This window comes from Bradyrhizobium sp. Cp5.3, from assembly GCF_000426265.1.
Classification (GTDB): Bacteria; Pseudomonadota; Alphaproteobacteria; order Rhizobiales; family Xanthobacteraceae; genus Bradyrhizobium; species Bradyrhizobium neotropicale.
This window is the reverse complement of sequence record NZ_AUFA01000005.1, coordinates 368,854-383,679: the sequence shown is the minus strand read 5'-3', so window position 1 is coordinate 383,679 and position 14,826 is coordinate 368,854. Positions and strand designations below refer to the sequence as shown.

Annotated in this window: 15 protein-coding genes; 10 read left to right on the top strand and 5 right to left on the bottom strand. The window is 65.0% G+C overall.

What is annotated here, in order from left to right:
* Nucleotides 1–834, bottom strand: a complete 834-nt coding sequence (locus tag K289_RS0111885; protein WP_027551715.1) for a cytochrome c oxidase subunit II — start codon at nt 832–834, stop codon at nt 1–3.
* A gap of 545 nt (nt 835–1,379) precedes the next feature.
* Between K289_RS0111885 and K289_RS0111880 the strand changes: the two genes are divergently transcribed.
* On the top strand, nt 1,380–2,288 hold the full coding sequence (locus K289_RS0111880) for a DUF2189 domain-containing protein (protein ID WP_027551714.1): 909 nt from the start codon (nt 1,380–1,382) through the stop codon (nt 2,286–2,288).
* A gap of 57 nt (nt 2,289–2,345) precedes the next feature.
* Here the strand turns inward: K289_RS0111880 and K289_RS0111875 are convergent, their stop codons facing one another.
* Together K289_RS0111875 and K289_RS0111870 are read right to left on the bottom strand one after the other, a co-directional pair.
* Nucleotides 2,346–3,536: a DUF2865 domain-containing protein gene (locus K289_RS0111875; RefSeq protein ID WP_027551713.1), complete on the bottom strand. Its 1,191-nt coding sequence runs from the start codon at nt 3,534–3,536 to the stop codon at nt 2,346–2,348.
* A gap of 128 nt (nt 3,537–3,664) precedes the next feature.
* On the bottom strand, nt 3,665–3,970 hold the full coding sequence (locus K289_RS0111870; protein ID WP_027551712.1) for a hypothetical protein: 306 nt from the start codon (nt 3,968–3,970) through the stop codon (nt 3,665–3,667).
* Between the two features lie 285 nt (nt 3,971–4,255).
* Here K289_RS0111870 and cysS point away from each other — a divergent pair, with 285 nt between their 5' ends.
* The 4 genes from cysS to K289_RS0111850 all read left to right on the top strand — a co-directional run bounded on the left by cysS (nt 4,256) and on the right by K289_RS0111850 (nt 8,240).
* Nucleotides 4,256–5,653 carry a cysteine--tRNA ligase gene (gene cysS, locus K289_RS0111865; protein WP_027551711.1) on the top strand — a complete coding sequence of 466 codons (1,398 nt, stop codon included), beginning with the start codon at nt 4,256–4,258 and terminating at the stop codon, nt 5,651–5,653.
* Complete coding sequence (locus K289_RS0111860; RefSeq protein WP_027551710.1) at nt 5,653–6,144, top strand: GNAT family N-acetyltransferase; 492 nt, start codon at nt 5,653–5,655, stop codon at nt 6,142–6,144. Before cysS ends, K289_RS0111860 begins: the two co-directional genes overlap by 1 nt.
* On the top strand, nt 6,141–7,739 hold the full coding sequence (cimA, locus tag K289_RS0111855) for a citramalate synthase (RefSeq protein WP_027551709.1): 1,599 nt from the start codon (nt 6,141–6,143) through the stop codon (nt 7,737–7,739). The genes K289_RS0111860 and cimA overlap by 4 nt, the downstream gene beginning before the upstream one ends.
* 123 nt (nt 7,740–7,862) lie before the next feature.
* Entirely contained in the window at nt 7,863–8,240 is a 378-nt protein-coding gene (locus K289_RS0111850; RefSeq protein ID WP_027551708.1) for a VOC family protein, read from the top strand.
* Between the two features lie 4 nt (nt 8,241–8,244).
* Here K289_RS0111850 and K289_RS0111845 read toward each other — a convergent pair whose 3' ends face one another.
* Complete coding sequence (locus K289_RS0111845) at nt 8,245–8,850, bottom strand: TIGR00730 family Rossman fold protein (RefSeq protein ID WP_027551707.1); 606 nt, start codon at nt 8,848–8,850, stop codon at nt 8,245–8,247.
* A gap of 200 nt (nt 8,851–9,050) precedes the next feature.
* Here K289_RS0111845 and K289_RS0111840 point away from each other — a divergent pair, with 200 nt between their 5' ends.
* The 4 genes from K289_RS0111840 (at nt 9,051) to K289_RS0111825 (ending at nt 13,600) form a co-directional block, all read left to right on the top strand.
* Nucleotides 9,051–11,006, top strand: coding sequence for an ABC transporter ATP-binding protein/permease (locus K289_RS0111840; RefSeq protein WP_027551706.1), 1,956 nt, complete (start codon nt 9,051–9,053; stop codon nt 11,004–11,006).
* Between the two features lie 84 nt (nt 11,007–11,090).
* Nucleotides 11,091–11,789, top strand: coding sequence for a phosphatidylserine decarboxylase (locus K289_RS0111835; protein WP_027551705.1), 699 nt, complete (start codon nt 11,091–11,093; stop codon nt 11,787–11,789).
* 87 nt (nt 11,790–11,876) lie between these two features.
* Complete coding sequence (locus tag K289_RS0111830; RefSeq protein ID WP_027551704.1) at nt 11,877–12,761, top strand: phosphatidylcholine/phosphatidylserine synthase; 885 nt, start codon at nt 11,877–11,879, stop codon at nt 12,759–12,761.
* A 119-nt stretch (nt 12,762–12,880) separates the two neighbouring features.
* Complete coding sequence (locus K289_RS0111825) at nt 12,881–13,600, top strand: RraA family protein (RefSeq protein ID WP_027551703.1); 720 nt, start codon at nt 12,881–12,883, stop codon at nt 13,598–13,600.
* 17 nt (nt 13,601–13,617) lie between these two features.
* Here K289_RS0111825 and K289_RS0111820 read toward each other — a convergent pair whose 3' ends face one another.
* Nucleotides 13,618–13,899 carry a hypothetical protein gene (locus tag K289_RS0111820; protein ID WP_027551702.1) on the bottom strand — a complete coding sequence of 94 codons (282 nt, stop codon included), beginning with the start codon at nt 13,897–13,899 and terminating at the stop codon, nt 13,618–13,620.
* 102 nt (nt 13,900–14,001) lie between these two features.
* On the opposite strand from K289_RS0111820, the gene K289_RS0111815 reads away from it, so the two are divergent.
* On the top strand, nt 14,002–14,826 hold the full coding sequence (locus tag K289_RS0111815) for an SDR family NAD(P)-dependent oxidoreductase (RefSeq protein ID WP_027551701.1): 825 nt from the start codon (nt 14,002–14,004) through the stop codon (nt 14,824–14,826).

The window sequence follows — 14,826 nt, the reverse complement described above, 5'->3', positions numbered from 1 at the left end:
CTACTTGCCGCCGGATTGGTACGTCGCCTTCACGACGGCTTTTCCAGCCGACAATTCCGCAAACGTCTTCTGTTGCTCCAGCCAGGCGTGATACTCACGCTCGTCGTCGACGATGACCTTGGCCCGCATCTGATAATGAGCCGCGCCACACAGCTCGGCACAGAGAACATCGAACGTTCCGGTCCGGATCGGCTTGATCCAGAAATAGGTCACCGCGCCCGGGACCATGTCCATCTTGGCCCGGAATTCGGGCACGTAGAAATCGTGCAGGACATCAACCGAGCGGAGGAGAACCTTGACCGGCTTTCCCACTTGAAGGTGCAGGTCGGCGTTCTCGATCACGACATCGTCCTGCGCATGCGGATCGTCGCGATTGAGTCCCATCGGATTGTCGGATCCGATGTTGCGGACATCGGATGTGCCGAGCCGTCCATCCTTGCCCGGAAGGCGGAAGCTCCATTGCCATTGCTGGCCCATGACCTCGACCTCGGTGGCGTCCGCGGGCACGGTCACGAACTGGTGCCAGACCACGAGACCGGGCGCCAGCATCGCCGCGACGCCGACGCCGGTCCCGACGCTCAGCCACCATTCGAGCCGCTTGTTTTCCGGATTGTAGTCGGCCCGTCTTCCCTCCTTGTGGTGAAAGCGGAAGACGCAATAGGCCATGAAGGCGATGACGGCGACGAAGACGAAGCCCGTGATCCAGAACGTGATGTTGATGGTGTGGTCGATATAGGCCCAGTTCGTGGCGATCGGCGTCCACCACCACGGGCTGTAGAGGTGAAACAGCACCGAGCCGATCGCGACCAGAAGCAGTATCAGTGCGACAACCATCCTGATCCATCCTTGCCATCAAAGGCTGCGGATACGAATCCAGGGCGGAGCTCATGTCTGTCGCGATGGCTGGCCTTTCTTGGTTGGCATCTATGCCATCGCCGGCCTGTTGCCTCGCCCATTTCACCGGTCGCGAAATCAAAAGAACGGTCGCGACCACCAATCATCGGCGCTGAGGGCGTCTGTGTCTAAAATGATACCAGCCTAACCCGGCGTCAATAGAGCATGTAGGCGTGCTGATGTGGCGTGAGCGCTGATGTCGCCCGGCAAGAAGTGTCAGTTGCGCGGGACTGGTGGCGGCGTCTTGGGTGACGCAACGCACAATCTGTGCAGATGCACAATTCACCCAACCGTGAGTGCGGCCGTGCCCCGTGCGCGCTAAGCTTGCGAGGCAGGTCGCGACGGGTTCCGTCCGGCCAGGCTCGTTTCGCTGAACCTGGGTTACCGTACTCGGCCCTTCGCGTTTCTCGCTCGTGAGGCGGACACGCGTGGCTGGAAAGCGCGTGTGATCGACACCGCGATTTTCAGCACGGGAGGGTGCGTTCATGGCCACTCTGTACTCCCACGACCTCATCAGGCGGCACATATTCGGCGAGGCGGCCTCTTATCCCATTCGCAAGGTCGGTTTGTCCGACCTGACCGAGGCGCTGCGCCTGGGTTGGGAGGATTTCCAGGCGATGCCAAGCCACGCGATCGTCGTTTGCGTGATCTATCCGGTTCTTGGTCTCGTCCTGTTCAGGATGGTGCTCGGCTATTCGGTGCTGCCGCTGTTGTTTCCGCTGGCTGCCGGGTTTGCCTTGATCGGTCCCTTCGCCGCGATCGGTCTCTACGAACTCAGCCGCCGCCGCGAGCGCGGCGAGGAGGTCGATGCATGGGACGCGATCAAGGTGCTGCGCGCACCGTCGTTCGGCGCCATGCTCGAGCTCGGCGTGCTCCTGCTCGTCCTGTTCGGGGCCTGGATCGGCGTCGCGAACGCAATCTACGTCACGATCTTCGGCCACGCGCCGGCTGCAAGCATTCCTGACTTCGCAACGCGCGTGCTGACGACGCCCGAAGGCTGGTCGCTCATCATCGTCGGCTGCGGTGTCGGCTTCCTGTTTGCGGTTGTAGCCCTGTGCGTCAGCGTCGTGTCATTTCCGTTGATGCTCGACCGGCATGCGACTGCGATCGATGCGATCCGCACCTCGCTGCGAGTGGTGGCGGCGAATCCGGTTGCGATGGCCGCCTGGGGCCTCATCGTGGCGGCGCTGCTCGTGATCGGCTCGCTGCCGTTCTTCGTCGGCCTCGCTGTCGTTCTGCCGGTGCTCGGTCATGCCACCTGGCACCTCTATCGGCGGGTGGTCGAGCCGAATCCGAATCCACCGGACGAGCCCCCGCCGCCGGCGAAGGGAAAGCGCTATGCAGCGGACTTTCCGGCCAATCTCTTCCCGTGGAGCCGCGAGGGCGAGCAGTAACAGCGAAACGGCCGCACCTGGCGGCCGCCTTCGCGGGGCATGACGGAGAATGCCTGCCTACTTCTGCTGCTGCGGCAGGAAGGCGGGCCCGACCGAGCGGATCGGCTTGTTCTCGGAGCTCGCAGCCGTTCCCGTATCCGCGGGCGGTGCTGCGGCCGGCGCGGTGGCGGTGGTCGGCGCCGGCGTCGCGCCCTTCTTGGCGTTGGCAGGCGTGCCCTTGCTAAGCCGCTGCTGCATCTTCTTGGCGCTCTCCTCGGTGACGATGATGTCACCCTGCTGTTCGGCGGCAGCCTTGTCGTCGACCGATTTCAGCGCGTCGGCCCAGCTCTGGCCCGCGGCCTTGCAGGAGCAGGACGGATTGAACTCGCTGCGGAATTTGAACGCGGTCGGCAAAGCCGTGTAGGGCTGGCCGCTGACGGAGACGGCCGAGTTCATGTCCTCCCCGGGATTGCGGTAGGCATAGAGCGAGGCGTCCGCGGCCGGGCACAGCGCCTTGCAGGTCTTCTCGTCGTCGGGGAAGCGCGCCGGCACCGTGGCGAATGAGATCGGGAAATAGGCGCCGTCGCAGGTGCGCACGCACACAGTGCGGTAAGTGCCGGACTGCGGGCCGAGATCGGCGGGCGGCGGCGCGCCGGGAGGATTGTTGGCGCTGTTGCCGCCGCCGAACAAATTGCTCAGGAAGTTGCCGCCCTGCGACTGCGCCGCGTTGGCATATTGCGGGCCGCAATTGTTCTGCGCGAGCGCAAGCAGTACCGATCGGCGCTGGTTGTCGCGCTCAGGGCTGAAGCCGCCAGGACCGCCGCCGCGAAGGCGTTCGAGATTGGCGGTGATCTGGTCCAGGTTGGCGCGCATCTGCTGGATCTGGGTGTTGACCGGACCGCATTGCGCCGACTGGCCGTTGAACAGCGAAAAGAAGCCGGAGGAATCGCAGCCCATGCGCTTGGCCTGCATGGTGACGCGGTCGAGCTCGGCCTGCTGGCGGGTCTGGGAATCCTGGTAGCGGCGGATCTGGTCTTCGCGTGCTGGGTCGCCGCCGCCACCACCGCGGTCGAGCGCGGCGAGCTGTCCCTCCAGGCGCGCGCACATCGGATTCGGCCCGAGCCCGCCCTGCGCGGGCGGAGGCGGCGGTCCGGGCGGACCGGCTTGGGCGAATGCGTCATTGGCGAGCGCGAGCGCGCTCAGAAGCACGGCACTGGCAAGGAGGGAACGAGAGCGAGACAGGGACAAAAATTCAGGCATATCCGCCATTCTAGCGAGGTCGCGGCCCCACGGACGGTGGGGGCCGAAGCGCGCCCTCCAATACCCGCTTCCAGGGGCATCGTCACGTCGTTTCGCGGGCGCAGATGGGGCCTAAAGTCCGCCAGCTCCGAGCGAATTCAGCGCTGACAGGTGATTGCAACATATTCGTCGCAATGGCCATGGGGGCAGTTTGCGCCGGATTTGGGGACGGACCCGGTAATTTCATCGGGATCGACCCGGCGGTAGGCCGAGGCCTGGGCGAAATCCCGCGACTGGCAATAGGTGCGCGCGACCTGCGCGCCGCATTTCTCGCCCTTGGCGAGGCACTGGTCGATGCCGTAGCCGTCAGCCTGATTATTGATGATGAAGACGCGGGTCTCGGCCGATGCAGCGGTCGCACCCACGATGAAGGCACTGGAGAGGAGCGCGAGCAGGGATCGCATGATGCACCGGAGGCTGGGGGAACCGCCAGCTCTCGAATAGGCTCAAAAGGTTAAGGATGATGAACCATCAAGGCGGGGCGGGCGCGCTTTGCGGAGAGAAGACGGCATTTTCGCGGCTCTCTTGACGCGAGGCCCCTTCGTGGCCCATATGTTCCCGCATGAACGGTCTCCTCGCCATTTGCGCCATTTGCGAGATTACGAGCTAGCGATTCGCTGGCTGGAGCCGTCTTTTCTCAAAACCATTGAGAGCACTGGACGCCCGGCCAACAGCCGATGGGTGTCCATATGGAATTGCGCCTTTACGATACGCTGACGAAGGACAAGCGGCCGTTCGTGCCGCTCGATCCCAAGAATGTCCGCATGTATGTCTGCGGACCGACCGTTTATGACTTCGCCCATATCGGCAATGCGCGGCCGGTGATCGTGTTCGACGTGCTGTTTCGGCTGCTGCGCCATCTCTATGGCGAGGCGCATGTCAAATACGTCCGCAACATCACCGACGTCGACGACAAGATCAACGACCGCGCCGCACGGGATTTCCCCGGCCTGCCGCTGAACGAGGCGATCCGCAAGGTCACCGAGGAGACGGGCCGGCAGTTTCATGCTGACGTCGATGCGCTTCAGGCGCTCAGGCCGAGCGTGGAGCCGCGCGCGACCGAGCATATCGGCGAGATGCGCGAGATCATCGAAAAGCTCATCGCCGGCGGCTTTGCCTATGCCGCCGAGGATCACGTGCTGTTCTCGCCGCAGGCGATGAATGCGGCCAATTCCGAGCTGCCGCGCTACGGTGCGCTGTCGAAGCGATCGCTCGACGAGATGATTGCCGGAGCCCGCGTCGACGTCGCGCCCTACAAGCGCGATGCAACCGACTTCGTGCTGTGGAAGCCGTCCAAACCCGGCGAGCCGTCATGGCCGTCGCCGGCCGGCATCAAGGTGCAGGGCCGTCCGGGCTGGCACGTCGAATGCTCGGCCATGGCCTGGAAGCATCTCGGTCAGCATTTCGACATTCACGGCGGCGGCATCGATCTGGTGTTTCCGCACCACGAGAACGAGGTGGCGCAGACCTGCTGCGCCTTCCACCAGTCGCGCATGGCGAACTACTGGATGCACAACGGCTTCCTTCAGGTCGAGAGCGAGAAGATGTCGAAGAGCCTCGGCAACTTCATCACCATCCGCGACTTGCTCGCGGACTGGCCGGGCGAAGTGCTGCGCCTCAACATGCTGAAGACGCATTACCGCTCGCCGATCGACTGGACCATGAAGTCGCTGGAGGAGAGCGCGAAGACGCTCGACGACTGGTATCGTTTTGCGGCCGACGCTGAGCCTTCCAGGCCGGCGGCCTCCGTGATCGAACCGCTGCTCGACGACCTGAACACGCCGCTGACGATCGCGGCGCTGCATGGTCTTCGCAATTCGTCAGATGGGGGAGGTCTTGCGGCATCGCTGCGTCTGCTCGGCTTCCTTGCTGAGAGCGCGGCGCAGTGGGAGGGCCGGAAGCGGCAGGCGAGCGGCGTTGACGCAGCCGAGATCGATCGCTTGATCGCGGAGCGCGCCGCAGCGCGTGCGCGAAAAGATTTCAAGGAGTCCGATCGCATCCGCGACGAGCTCGTCGCCAAGGGCGTCGTGCTCAAGGACGGCAAGGATGCCGACGGCAAGCCGGTGACGACCTGGGAGCTCGCGTGATGGCACAAGCGCTCCCAAAGCCCGGTTTGCGTCCCTTCCTGCCGGCCGACGTGCCGATGCTTGCCGCGATCTTTGCCGCCAGCATCGAGGAACTGACCGGCGACGACTACAACGAGGCACAGCAGGAAGCCTGGATGATGGCGGCGGAGGACGAGGAGTTCGGCCGCCAGCTCGCTTCCGACCTGACGCTGATCGCGACGCTGGACGGCTCGCCGGTGGGCTTCGCTTCGCTGCGCGGCAACGATCACATCCGCATGCTCTATGTGCATCCGGCGGTCAGCGGGCAGGGCATTGCGACCATGCTGGTCGATGCGTTGGAGAAGCTTGCTGGCAGCCGCGGCGCGAAGAGCCTGACGGTCGATGCCAGCGACACCGCGCAGGGCTTCTTCGCCAAGCGCGGCTACGCCGCCCAGCAACGCAACAGTGTCACCGTCAATGACGAGTGGCTCGCCAACACCACCATGAAGAAGACGCTCGGAGCAGCGCAATGATCAAGGAGCGCCTCTATCTGTTCGACACCACGCTGCGCGACGGGGCGCAGACCAACGGCGTCGATTTCACGCTGGCCGACAAGCAGGTCATCGCCCAGATGCTGGATGAGCTCGGTATCGACTATGTCGAGGGCGGCTATCCTGGCGCCAATCCGCTCGATACCGAGTTCTTCGGCGCCAAACCGAAGCTCAGCCATGCGCGCTTCACCGCCTTCGGCATGACGCGCCGGGCAGGGCGCTCGGTCTCCAACGATCCCGGCGTCGCCGGGCTGCTGGAGGCCAAAGCCGATGCGATCTGCTTCGTGGCAAAATCCTCCGCCTATCAGGTGCGCGTTGCGCTGGAGACGACGAAGGAGGAGAATCTCGCCTCGATCCGCGACAGCGTCAGCGCGGCGAAGGCTGCGGGCCGCGAGGTGATGCTCGACTGCGAGCATTTCTTCGACGGCTACAAGGAAGACGCGAGCTTCGCGCTCGCCTGCGCCAAGGCGGCCTATGAGGCCGGCGCGCGCTGGGTGGTGCTGTGCGACACCAATGGCGGAACCATGCCGCATGAGGTCGAGGCCATCGTCACCGAGGTGATCAAGCACATCCCCGGCGATCACGTCGGCATCCACGCCCATAACGACACCGAGCAGGCGGTGGCGAATTCGCTGGCCGCGGTGCGTGCCGGCGCACGGCAGATCCAGGGCACGCTGAACGGGCTCGGCGAGCGCTGCGGCAACGCCAATCTCTGCTCGCTGATCCCGACCTTGAAGCTCAAGACGGAATTTTCGGACGTCTTCGAGATCGGTGTGACGGACGAGAAGCTGGCGAGCCTCGTGAAAGTCTCGCGCACGCTCGACGACATGCTCAACCGCGTGCCGAACCGGCACGCTGCCTACGTCGGCGAGAGCGCCTTCGTCACCAAGACCGGCATCCACGCCTCCGCCGTGCTGAAGGACCCCCAGACCTACGAGCATGTCGAGCCGGAATCGGTCGGCAACCACCGCAAGGTGCTGGTGTCCGACCAGGCCGGGCGCTCCAACGTCATCGCCGAGCTCGACCGCGCCGGCATTGCTTACGAGAAGAGCGATCCGAAGCTGACGCGGCTGGTCGAGGAATTGAAGGAGCGCGAGGCGGCGGGTTACGCCTACGAATCCGCCAACGCCTCGTTCGAGCTGCTGGCGCGCCGCACGCTCGGCAAGGTGCCGCATTATTTCGAGGTCGAGCAGTTCGACGTCAATGTCGAGCAGCGCTACAACGCGCTCGGCGAGCGCGTCACCGTGGCGCTGGCCGTGGTGAAGGTCGACGTCGCCGGCGAGCATTTGATCTCGGCGGCCGAAGGCAACGGCCCCGTCAACGCGCTCGACGTCGCCTTGCGCAAGGACCTCGGCAAGTACCAGAAATACATCGAGGGGCTGAAGTTGATCGACTACCGCGTGCGCATCCTCAATGGCGGCACCGGCGCGGTCACACGCGTCCTGATCGAAAGCGAGGACGAGAACGGCGACAGCTGGACCACGGTCGGCGTGTCCCCGAACATCATCGACGCCTCGTTCCAGGCGCTGATGGATTCGGTGATCTACAAGCTCGTGAAGTCGGGCGCGCCGGCTTAAGGGACGGCGGCGCCACAAACATCGTCATTGTGAGGAGCGAAGCGACGAAGCAATCCAGACTGTCTCCGCGGATACACTCTGGATTGCTTCGCTTCGCTCGCAAGGACGGGAGGAGGGGCAGACATGATCGACCACATCTCCGTCGGCGTCAGCGACCTCGAACGCTCGGCGAAATTCTACGAAGCAACCCTCGCAGCACTCGGGCTCACGCGGCTCGTCACGCGGCCGCGGACGGTCGGCTTCGGCAAGACCTATCCGGAATTCTGGATCAATCTGCGCGAGGGCATGCCGCGCGTGCCGCCGGAGAGCGGCGTGCACATCTGCCTGCGGGCAAAGACGACGAGCGAGGTCGATGCGTTTCACGCCGCGGCGCTTGCGGCGGGCGGTGCCTCTGACGGTGCGCCCGGCATCCGCCCACACGATCGCGTGCGTTACTACGCGGCCTTCGTCGTCGATCCCGACGGTAACCGGATCGAGGCGGTGACGTTTCCGGCGGAGTAGGGCGCTAGAGCCGCCGCGCCACTTCCGGCGCGAGATCCTTTTCCGCCTCGGCGACCTGGGCCGCCGCCGATTTCAGCTTCGGCAGGATCTCCTCGACACGATCGGCCTTGAGGATGTCGACCTTGAGACCGTCGCGGATGAACTGCGTCTGGCGCATGTGCGACAACAGCGAGAACAGTGGCTCCCAGAAGTTATCGATATTGGCGAGCAGCACAGGCTTGGCGTGACGGCCGAGCTGCTTCCATGTGAGCTGCTCGACGAGTTCTTCCAGCGTGCCGACGCCGCCCGGCAGTGCCACGAAGGCGTCGGAGCGCTCGAACATCAGCCGCTTGCGCTCGTGCATGTCGGGGGTGACGATCATCTCCTGCACGCGCGTCAGCGCGTTCTCGCGCATCCGCAGGAAGTCGGGGATGATGCCGGTGACGGTGCCGCCGTGATCAAGCACGGAGGTCGCGACCGCGCCCATCAGGCCGAGCGAGCCGCCGCCATAGACGAGGCGGACGCTGTTCTCGGCGAGCGCTTTGCCGAACGCCTTGGCGCCTTCGATGAAGCGGGGATTGGTTCCTGGGCCGGAGCCGCAATAGACACAGACGGTTTTGATAGTGCTCATTGGTGCCATGATGCATTGCAGCGAAAGGGCGTCAAGTCCAATCGGTGATTCGCCGCCCCCGGAAATCTACCGGTAAATGACGACAAACAATGCAAGAATCGGTTCCTAGCGGGATGCGCTGACGCCCAGAAGTCTCTATATGACGAGCGAAAATCGCAAATCTCAACGGGCCCGCATCCGGCGGGCCTCCAGGCTTCTCGATGGATCACCCTCATTCGCCCGCCGGCGCTGCCGCGCCTGACGCGGCTACCACATCGCCGGAACGGGCCACCCTGATCGGGACGCTGGCGCATCTGTGGCCCTATATATGGCCGAGCGACCGCTTCGACCTGAAGATGCGCGTGATCTGGTCGATGGTGCTCCTGCTCGCGGCCAAGCTGATCACGCTGGCCGTGCCGTTCAGCTTCAAATGGGCAACCGATGCGCTGACCGGGGCGAACACTGCGCCGGTGCAACCCGACAACTGGCACCTCTGGGTGATCGCCTCGCCGCTGCTGCTGACGGCAAGCTACGGCGCAATGCGCATCCTGATGGCGGTGCTGACGCAGTGGCGCGACGGCATCTTCGCGCGCGTCGCCATGCATGCGGTGCGCAAGCTCGCCGCCATCACCTTCGTCCACATGCACGAATTGTCGCTGCGCTTTCACCTCGAGCGCAAGACCGGCGGCCTGACGCGTGTGCTCGAGCGTGGCCGCGAGGGCATCGAGGTCATCGTGCGCATGGTGATCCTGCAGCTGATCCCGACCATCGTCGAGGTCTCGCTGCTGATGGCCGTGCTGTTCTGGCAGTTCGACTGGCGCTATGTGGTCGCGACGCTGATCATGGTCGCGGTGTACATGTACTACACCTACATCGCGACCGAGTGGCGGATCGGCATCCGCCGCAACATGAACGATTCCGACACCGAGGCGAACACCAAGGCGATCGACTCGCTGCTCAACTACGAGACCGTGAAATATTTCGGCGCCGAGGCGCGCGAGGCGCAGCGCTACGACCGTTCGGTCGCGCGCTACGAGGAGGCGAGCGTCCACAGCTACACCTCGCTCGCGGTGCTCAACACCGGCCAGGCCGTGATCTTCACGCTGGGGCTCACCGCGACCATGCTGATGTGTGCGATCGGCGTGCGCCAGGGGCGCAACACGGTCGGCGATTTCGTGCTGATCAACGCGATGATGATCCAGCTCTACCAGCCGCTCAATTTCATGGGCATGGTCTATCGCGAGATCAAGCAGGCGATCATCGACATCGAGAAGATGTTCAACGTGCTGGGGCGCGAGGCCGAGATCAAGGACGCGCCCGGTGCCAAGCCGCTGGTGGTCTCGGCAGGCACGGTGCGCTTCGAAGACGTCCGTTTTGCCTATGAGGCGGCGCGGCCGATCCTCAAGGGCATCAGCTTCGAGGTGCCGGCCGGCAAGACGGTGGCGATCGTCGGCCCGTCCGGCGCCGGCAAGTCGACCATCTCGCGCCTCCTGTTCCGCCTTTACGATGTCTCCGGCGGAAAGATCCTGATCGACGGTCAGGACATCCGGGAAATCACGCAGAGCTCGCTGCGCGCCTCGATCGGCATGGTGCCGCAGGACACCGTGCTGTTCAACGACACCATCCGCTACAACATCCGCTACGGCCGCTGGGACGCCAGCGATGCCGAAGTCGAGCAGGCGGCACGCCTCGCGCAGATCGACCATTTCATCCGCATGGCGCCGAAGGGCTATGAGACCCAGGTCGGCGAGCGCGGCTTGAAGTTGTCCGGCGGCGAGAAGCAGCGCGTCGCGATTGCGCGCACCGTGCTGAAAGCGCCGCCGATCCTGGTGCTGGACGAGGCGACCTCGGCGTTGGACACCCATACCGAACACGAGATCCAGGGGGCGCTCGACCGTGTCGCCAAGAACCGCACCTCGCTCGTGATCGCGCACCGGCTCTCCACCATCGTCGGCGCCGACGAGATCATCGTGCTCGACCAGGGCCGGATCGCCGAGCGCGGCACCCACGCGCACCTGCTCGCGCAGGGCGGCCTCTATGCCGGCATGTGGAACAGGCAGCGCGAGGCCGAGGCGGCGCGCGAGAAACTGGCGAGGATGGGCGAGAGCAGCGAGGCGCCCAACCGGGAGCCGCCGCCGGTCGAGGACGTCCTGACGACGCCTGCGGCCGCGGAGTGACCTTGTCTCTGGTCCCAACTCTGGCCTAAACAACTCCGGCGCGAGGCGACCCGCGCGCCATCAACCCCTTAGCGGCAGATAGCGATGTCCATTCTCGATTCGATCCAGCGTCAGATCCCGCCAATCCACAAGGAGGGCTACCCCTTCATCGGCGGCTTCGCGCTGGCAAGCCTCGTCCTGTTCTGGCTGTGGTCGCCGCTCGGGTGGATCGGGACCATCCTCACGGTCTGGTGCGCGCTGTTCTTCCGCGATCCCGTGCGCGTGACGCCTGTGCGCGAGGGGCTCGTGGTGTCGCCGGCCGACGGCCGGGTCTCGATGATCACCATGGCGCTGCCGCCGGCCGAGCTCGGCCTCGGCGATCGCCCGCTGCCGCGGGTCTCGATCTTCATGAGCGTGTTCAACTGCCATGTGAACCGCAGCCCGGTGGCGGGCAGGGTGGACCGCATTGCCTACCGGCCCGGCCTGTTCATCAATGCCGAACTCGACAAGGCGAGCGAGGACAATGAGCGCAATTCGCTGGTCATCTCGACGCCTACGGCGCGCATCGGCGTGATCCAGATCGCGGGCCTGGTGGCCAAGCGCATCGTCTGCTTCGTCAAGGAAGGCCAGGCCATCGGGGCCGGCGAGCGCTTCGGCCTGATCCGCTTCGGCTCGCGGCTCGACGTCTATCTGCCGGTCGGCACCAAGGCGCTGGTCTCGGAAGGGCAGACCGCGATCGCGGGCGAAACGATCCTGGCTGATCTTGCCGCGGACGACCCGGCCCGCGCCTACCGAGCCAATTAACCATCAAGTCGGCGTCAGGGGGCCTTCCGCCGCAATGGCGGAGGGGGAAGCGGCTTGCTATATCTCGCCTTAAGGTGAGGACGAGCTATGACGCCCTATGACTTCAAATATCCGGATGCTGCACGCCGCCGGCGGTTCCGCCCGATCCCGGTGCGGATGCTGGTGCCCAACGTCATCACGCTGCTGGCGATCTGCGCCGGCCTGACGGCGATCCGCCTGTCGATCGAGGGACGGATGTCGCTCGCGGTCTACGCCATCGTGTTCGCGGCGGCGCTCGACGGCATCGACGGCCGCATCGCGCGCCTGATCAAGGGCCAGTCGAAATTCGGTGCCGAGCTCGACAGCCTTGCCGATTTCGTCAATTTCGGCGTGGCGCCGGGCCTGATGCTGTACTTCTGGCAGTTGCACGAGCTCGGCAATGCCGGCTGGATCGCCGCCATGGTGTTCGCGATTTCCATGTGCCTGCGGCTTGCGCGTTTCAATGCCACGATCGACGATCCCAACAAGCCGGCTTTTGCCGCCAACTTCTTCACCGGCGTGCCGGCGCCCGCCGGCGCGATCACGGTGCTCCTGCCGATCTATGTGGCGTTCCTGGAGCTCGGTCGGTGGCCGGCAGCGGTGACGGCGGCCTATACGCTCCTGATCGCCTTCCTGATGGTGTCGCGCCTGCCGGTGTTCTCCGGCAAGACCATGCGCATGCGCGTGCCGCCCGAACTGGTGCTGCCGGCCTTCGTCGCGGTGATCTTCTTCATCGCGCTGTTGATCAGCTATCCCTGGTACATCCTCTCGGCCGGCACGGTGCTGTATCTCTTGAGCCTGCCGCTGGGCTACAAGTCGTACCGCGATCAGGCTCGCGCCGCGGGGGCCACCGCGCCATCGACCAGTGAGGGGGCGCAGCCGCAATCGTCTGCGGCGCTTGCGGCAAATGTGCCGGAGCAGGCGCACGACGACCGGCCCGGACGGCTGCACTGAGCGGCCCGCAAATATCTGCCATGAAGTCCAGCGAGTTGGGTTGAGACCCTATCTCGGCTATATCGCGCTGTGCCGGCGGCACCGCACCAACAGCCGCCGCCAATCTGGGAGAGAACGCCGTGACAAATTCCGCGACCGGGCCGCTGCCCGCTTCCGTCGTCGAAGCGCTGGGCCGCTATGACACGCCAACGATCTGCAACGCCATGGAGGTCATTGCACCGGAGCGGCGACTGATCGGTTTCACCACCAAGCAGCTTGTCTGCCCGTTTCCCGACCTGCCGCCGATGGTTGGCTACGCCCGCACCGTCACGATCCGCTCGGTGCAGAAATCTCCACTTCCTGCGGAAGAGCAGGCCAAGCGCCGCATCGAATATTACGAGTATGTCGGCACCGGCCACGGCCCACGCATCTCCGTGATCCAGGACGTCGACGGCCCTGACATCGGCTACGGCGCGTTCTGGGGCGAGGTCCAGAGCAACGTGCACAAGGCGCTCGGCTGCCTCGGCGTCGTGACCGACGGCTCGATCCGCGACGTTCCGCAATGGGCGCCGGGCTTTCAGGCGCTGGCTGGCTCGATCGGCCCGTCGCATGCATGGGTGCATGCCGAGAGCTTTGGCGGCCAGGTGCGCGTCGCCGGCATGACGGTGAAGTCCGACGACCTGATCCATGCCGACCGGCACGGTGCCATCGTGATCCCGCTCGATCTCGCAGCAAAGCTGCCTGAGGCCGCCGAGCTCTGCGGCCGCCGCGAGACGCCGATCCTGGAGATCGCGCGCAGCCCTGACTTCTCGCTGGAGAAGCTGAAGGCCGCGCTGAAGCGCTCGGCGGAAATCCACTGAGGGCGTGACCGAACGATCTAAGGCCGCTCGCCGCCCTGTTCCACCAAAAACAGGGCGGCCTGGTCCGGCTCGCCGAACACAGCGGCAGCGCATCCAATCAGGGTGAATCCGCCGGCAACATCCCATAGGGTGATATCTTCCGGATCGTCCGGGACGCCAATCAAGCGCGCCGCGATCGCGGCGAAGGCGGCCTCGGCAAAGAGCAGGATGCTGAAGGCCGGCAGCACGAGCTCCGGCTCGAGCATGTGGAGCGCAATAACCGCGGGAAGCGCGGTGAGAAGGCTGAACAGCGTCAACATTGCGAATGGCTCACGCGATGGAGCTTGCCGCACGGGATAGAATACTGAGAATCCCTCCTTCCGGACCCGCGGCGCAGGGCCGCAGTCGGAGGCGAACGCACGATGGATATGAATGGCAAGACAGTCTTGATAACCGGCTCGACGGACGGCGTCGGCCGCCATGTCGCGCGTCGGCTGGCCGAAGACGGTGCGAGGGTCCTGATCCACGGCCGCGATGCCGCGCGTGCGACAACGCTGATCGACGAGATCGTGAGCGACGGCCACGTCGCGCCGACCTTCTATCAGTCTGATTTGTCGTCGCTGGCTGGCGCGCGTGCGCTCACTGATGCCGTGACGCGGGATCATCGGCGTCTGGACGTGCTCGTCAGCAATGCCGGCATCGGCTCGCAGAACGGCGGGCCGCAGCGTCAGGAGAGTGCCGACGGCTATGAGCTGCGTTTCGCCGTGAACTATCTCTCCGGCTTCCTGCTCGCCCATCTCCTGTTGCCGCTGCTCAAGACTGCTTCCCCCTCGCGCATCGTCAATGTCGCCTCGCTCGGCCAGCATCCGATCGACTTCGACGATGTCATGATCACGAAGGGCTATAGCGGCTCGCGCGCCTACGCGCAGAGCAAGCTCGCCCAGATCATGTTCACCATCGATTTCGCCGAGGAGGTGAAGGCCATGGGCGTCACCGTGAACGCGCTGCACCCGGCGACCTACATGAACACCACGATGGTGCGTGCCGGCGGCATCACGCCGATCTCGACGGTGGAGCAGGGCGGCGCCGCGATCCTGCATCTCATCCAAGGCGACGACGTCGCGGCCCGTAGCGGCCTGTTCTTCAACGGCATGAATGAGGCGCGCGCCAATCCGCAGGCCTACGACGCGGCTGCGCGCAAGCGCCTGCGCGCGCTCAGCCTCAAGCTGGTGGGGCTGTCGTCCTAG

What these genes read in the sequence shown, in the direction of transcription:
- K289_RS0111820 (WP_027551702.1), bottom strand. Translation starts at nt 13,899, where the DNA reads ATGTTGACGCTGTTCAGCCTTCTCACCGCGCTTCCCGCGGTTATTGCG.
- K289_RS0111835 (WP_027551705.1), top strand. Translation starts at nt 11,091, where the DNA reads ATGTCCATTCTCGATTCGATCCAGCGTCAGATCCCGCCAATCCACAAG.
- K289_RS0111870 (WP_027551712.1), bottom strand. Translation starts at nt 3,970, where the DNA reads ATGCGATCCCTGCTCGCGCTCCTCTCCAGTGCCTTCATCGTGGGTGCG.
- K289_RS0111880 (WP_027551714.1), top strand. Translation starts at nt 1,380, where the DNA reads ATGGCCACTCTGTACTCCCACGACCTCATCAGGCGGCACATATTCGGC.
- cimA (WP_027551709.1), top strand. Translation starts at nt 6,141, where the DNA reads ATGATCAAGGAGCGCCTCTATCTGTTCGACACCACGCTGCGCGACGGG.
- K289_RS0111830 (WP_027551704.1), top strand. Translation starts at nt 11,877, where the DNA reads ATGACGCCCTATGACTTCAAATATCCGGATGCTGCACGCCGCCGGCGG.
- cysS (WP_027551711.1), top strand. Translation starts at nt 4,256, where the DNA reads ATGGAATTGCGCCTTTACGATACGCTGACGAAGGACAAGCGGCCGTTC.
- K289_RS0111845 (WP_027551707.1), bottom strand. Translation starts at nt 8,850, where the DNA reads ATGAGCACTATCAAAACCGTCTGTGTCTATTGCGGCTCCGGCCCAGGA.
- K289_RS0111860 (WP_027551710.1), top strand. Translation starts at nt 5,653, where the DNA reads ATGGCACAAGCGCTCCCAAAGCCCGGTTTGCGTCCCTTCCTGCCGGCC.
- K289_RS0111840 (WP_027551706.1), top strand. Translation starts at nt 9,051, where the DNA reads ATGGATCACCCTCATTCGCCCGCCGGCGCTGCCGCGCCTGACGCGGCT.
- K289_RS0111850 (WP_027551708.1), top strand. Translation starts at nt 7,863, where the DNA reads ATGATCGACCACATCTCCGTCGGCGTCAGCGACCTCGAACGCTCGGCG.
- K289_RS0111885 (WP_027551715.1), bottom strand. Translation starts at nt 834, where the DNA reads ATGGTTGTCGCACTGATACTGCTTCTGGTCGCGATCGGCTCGGTGCTG.
- K289_RS0111815 (WP_027551701.1), top strand. Translation starts at nt 14,002, where the DNA reads ATGGATATGAATGGCAAGACAGTCTTGATAACCGGCTCGACGGACGGC.
- K289_RS0111875 (WP_027551713.1), bottom strand. Translation starts at nt 3,536, where the DNA reads ATGGCGGATATGCCTGAATTTTTGTCCCTGTCTCGCTCTCGTTCCCTC.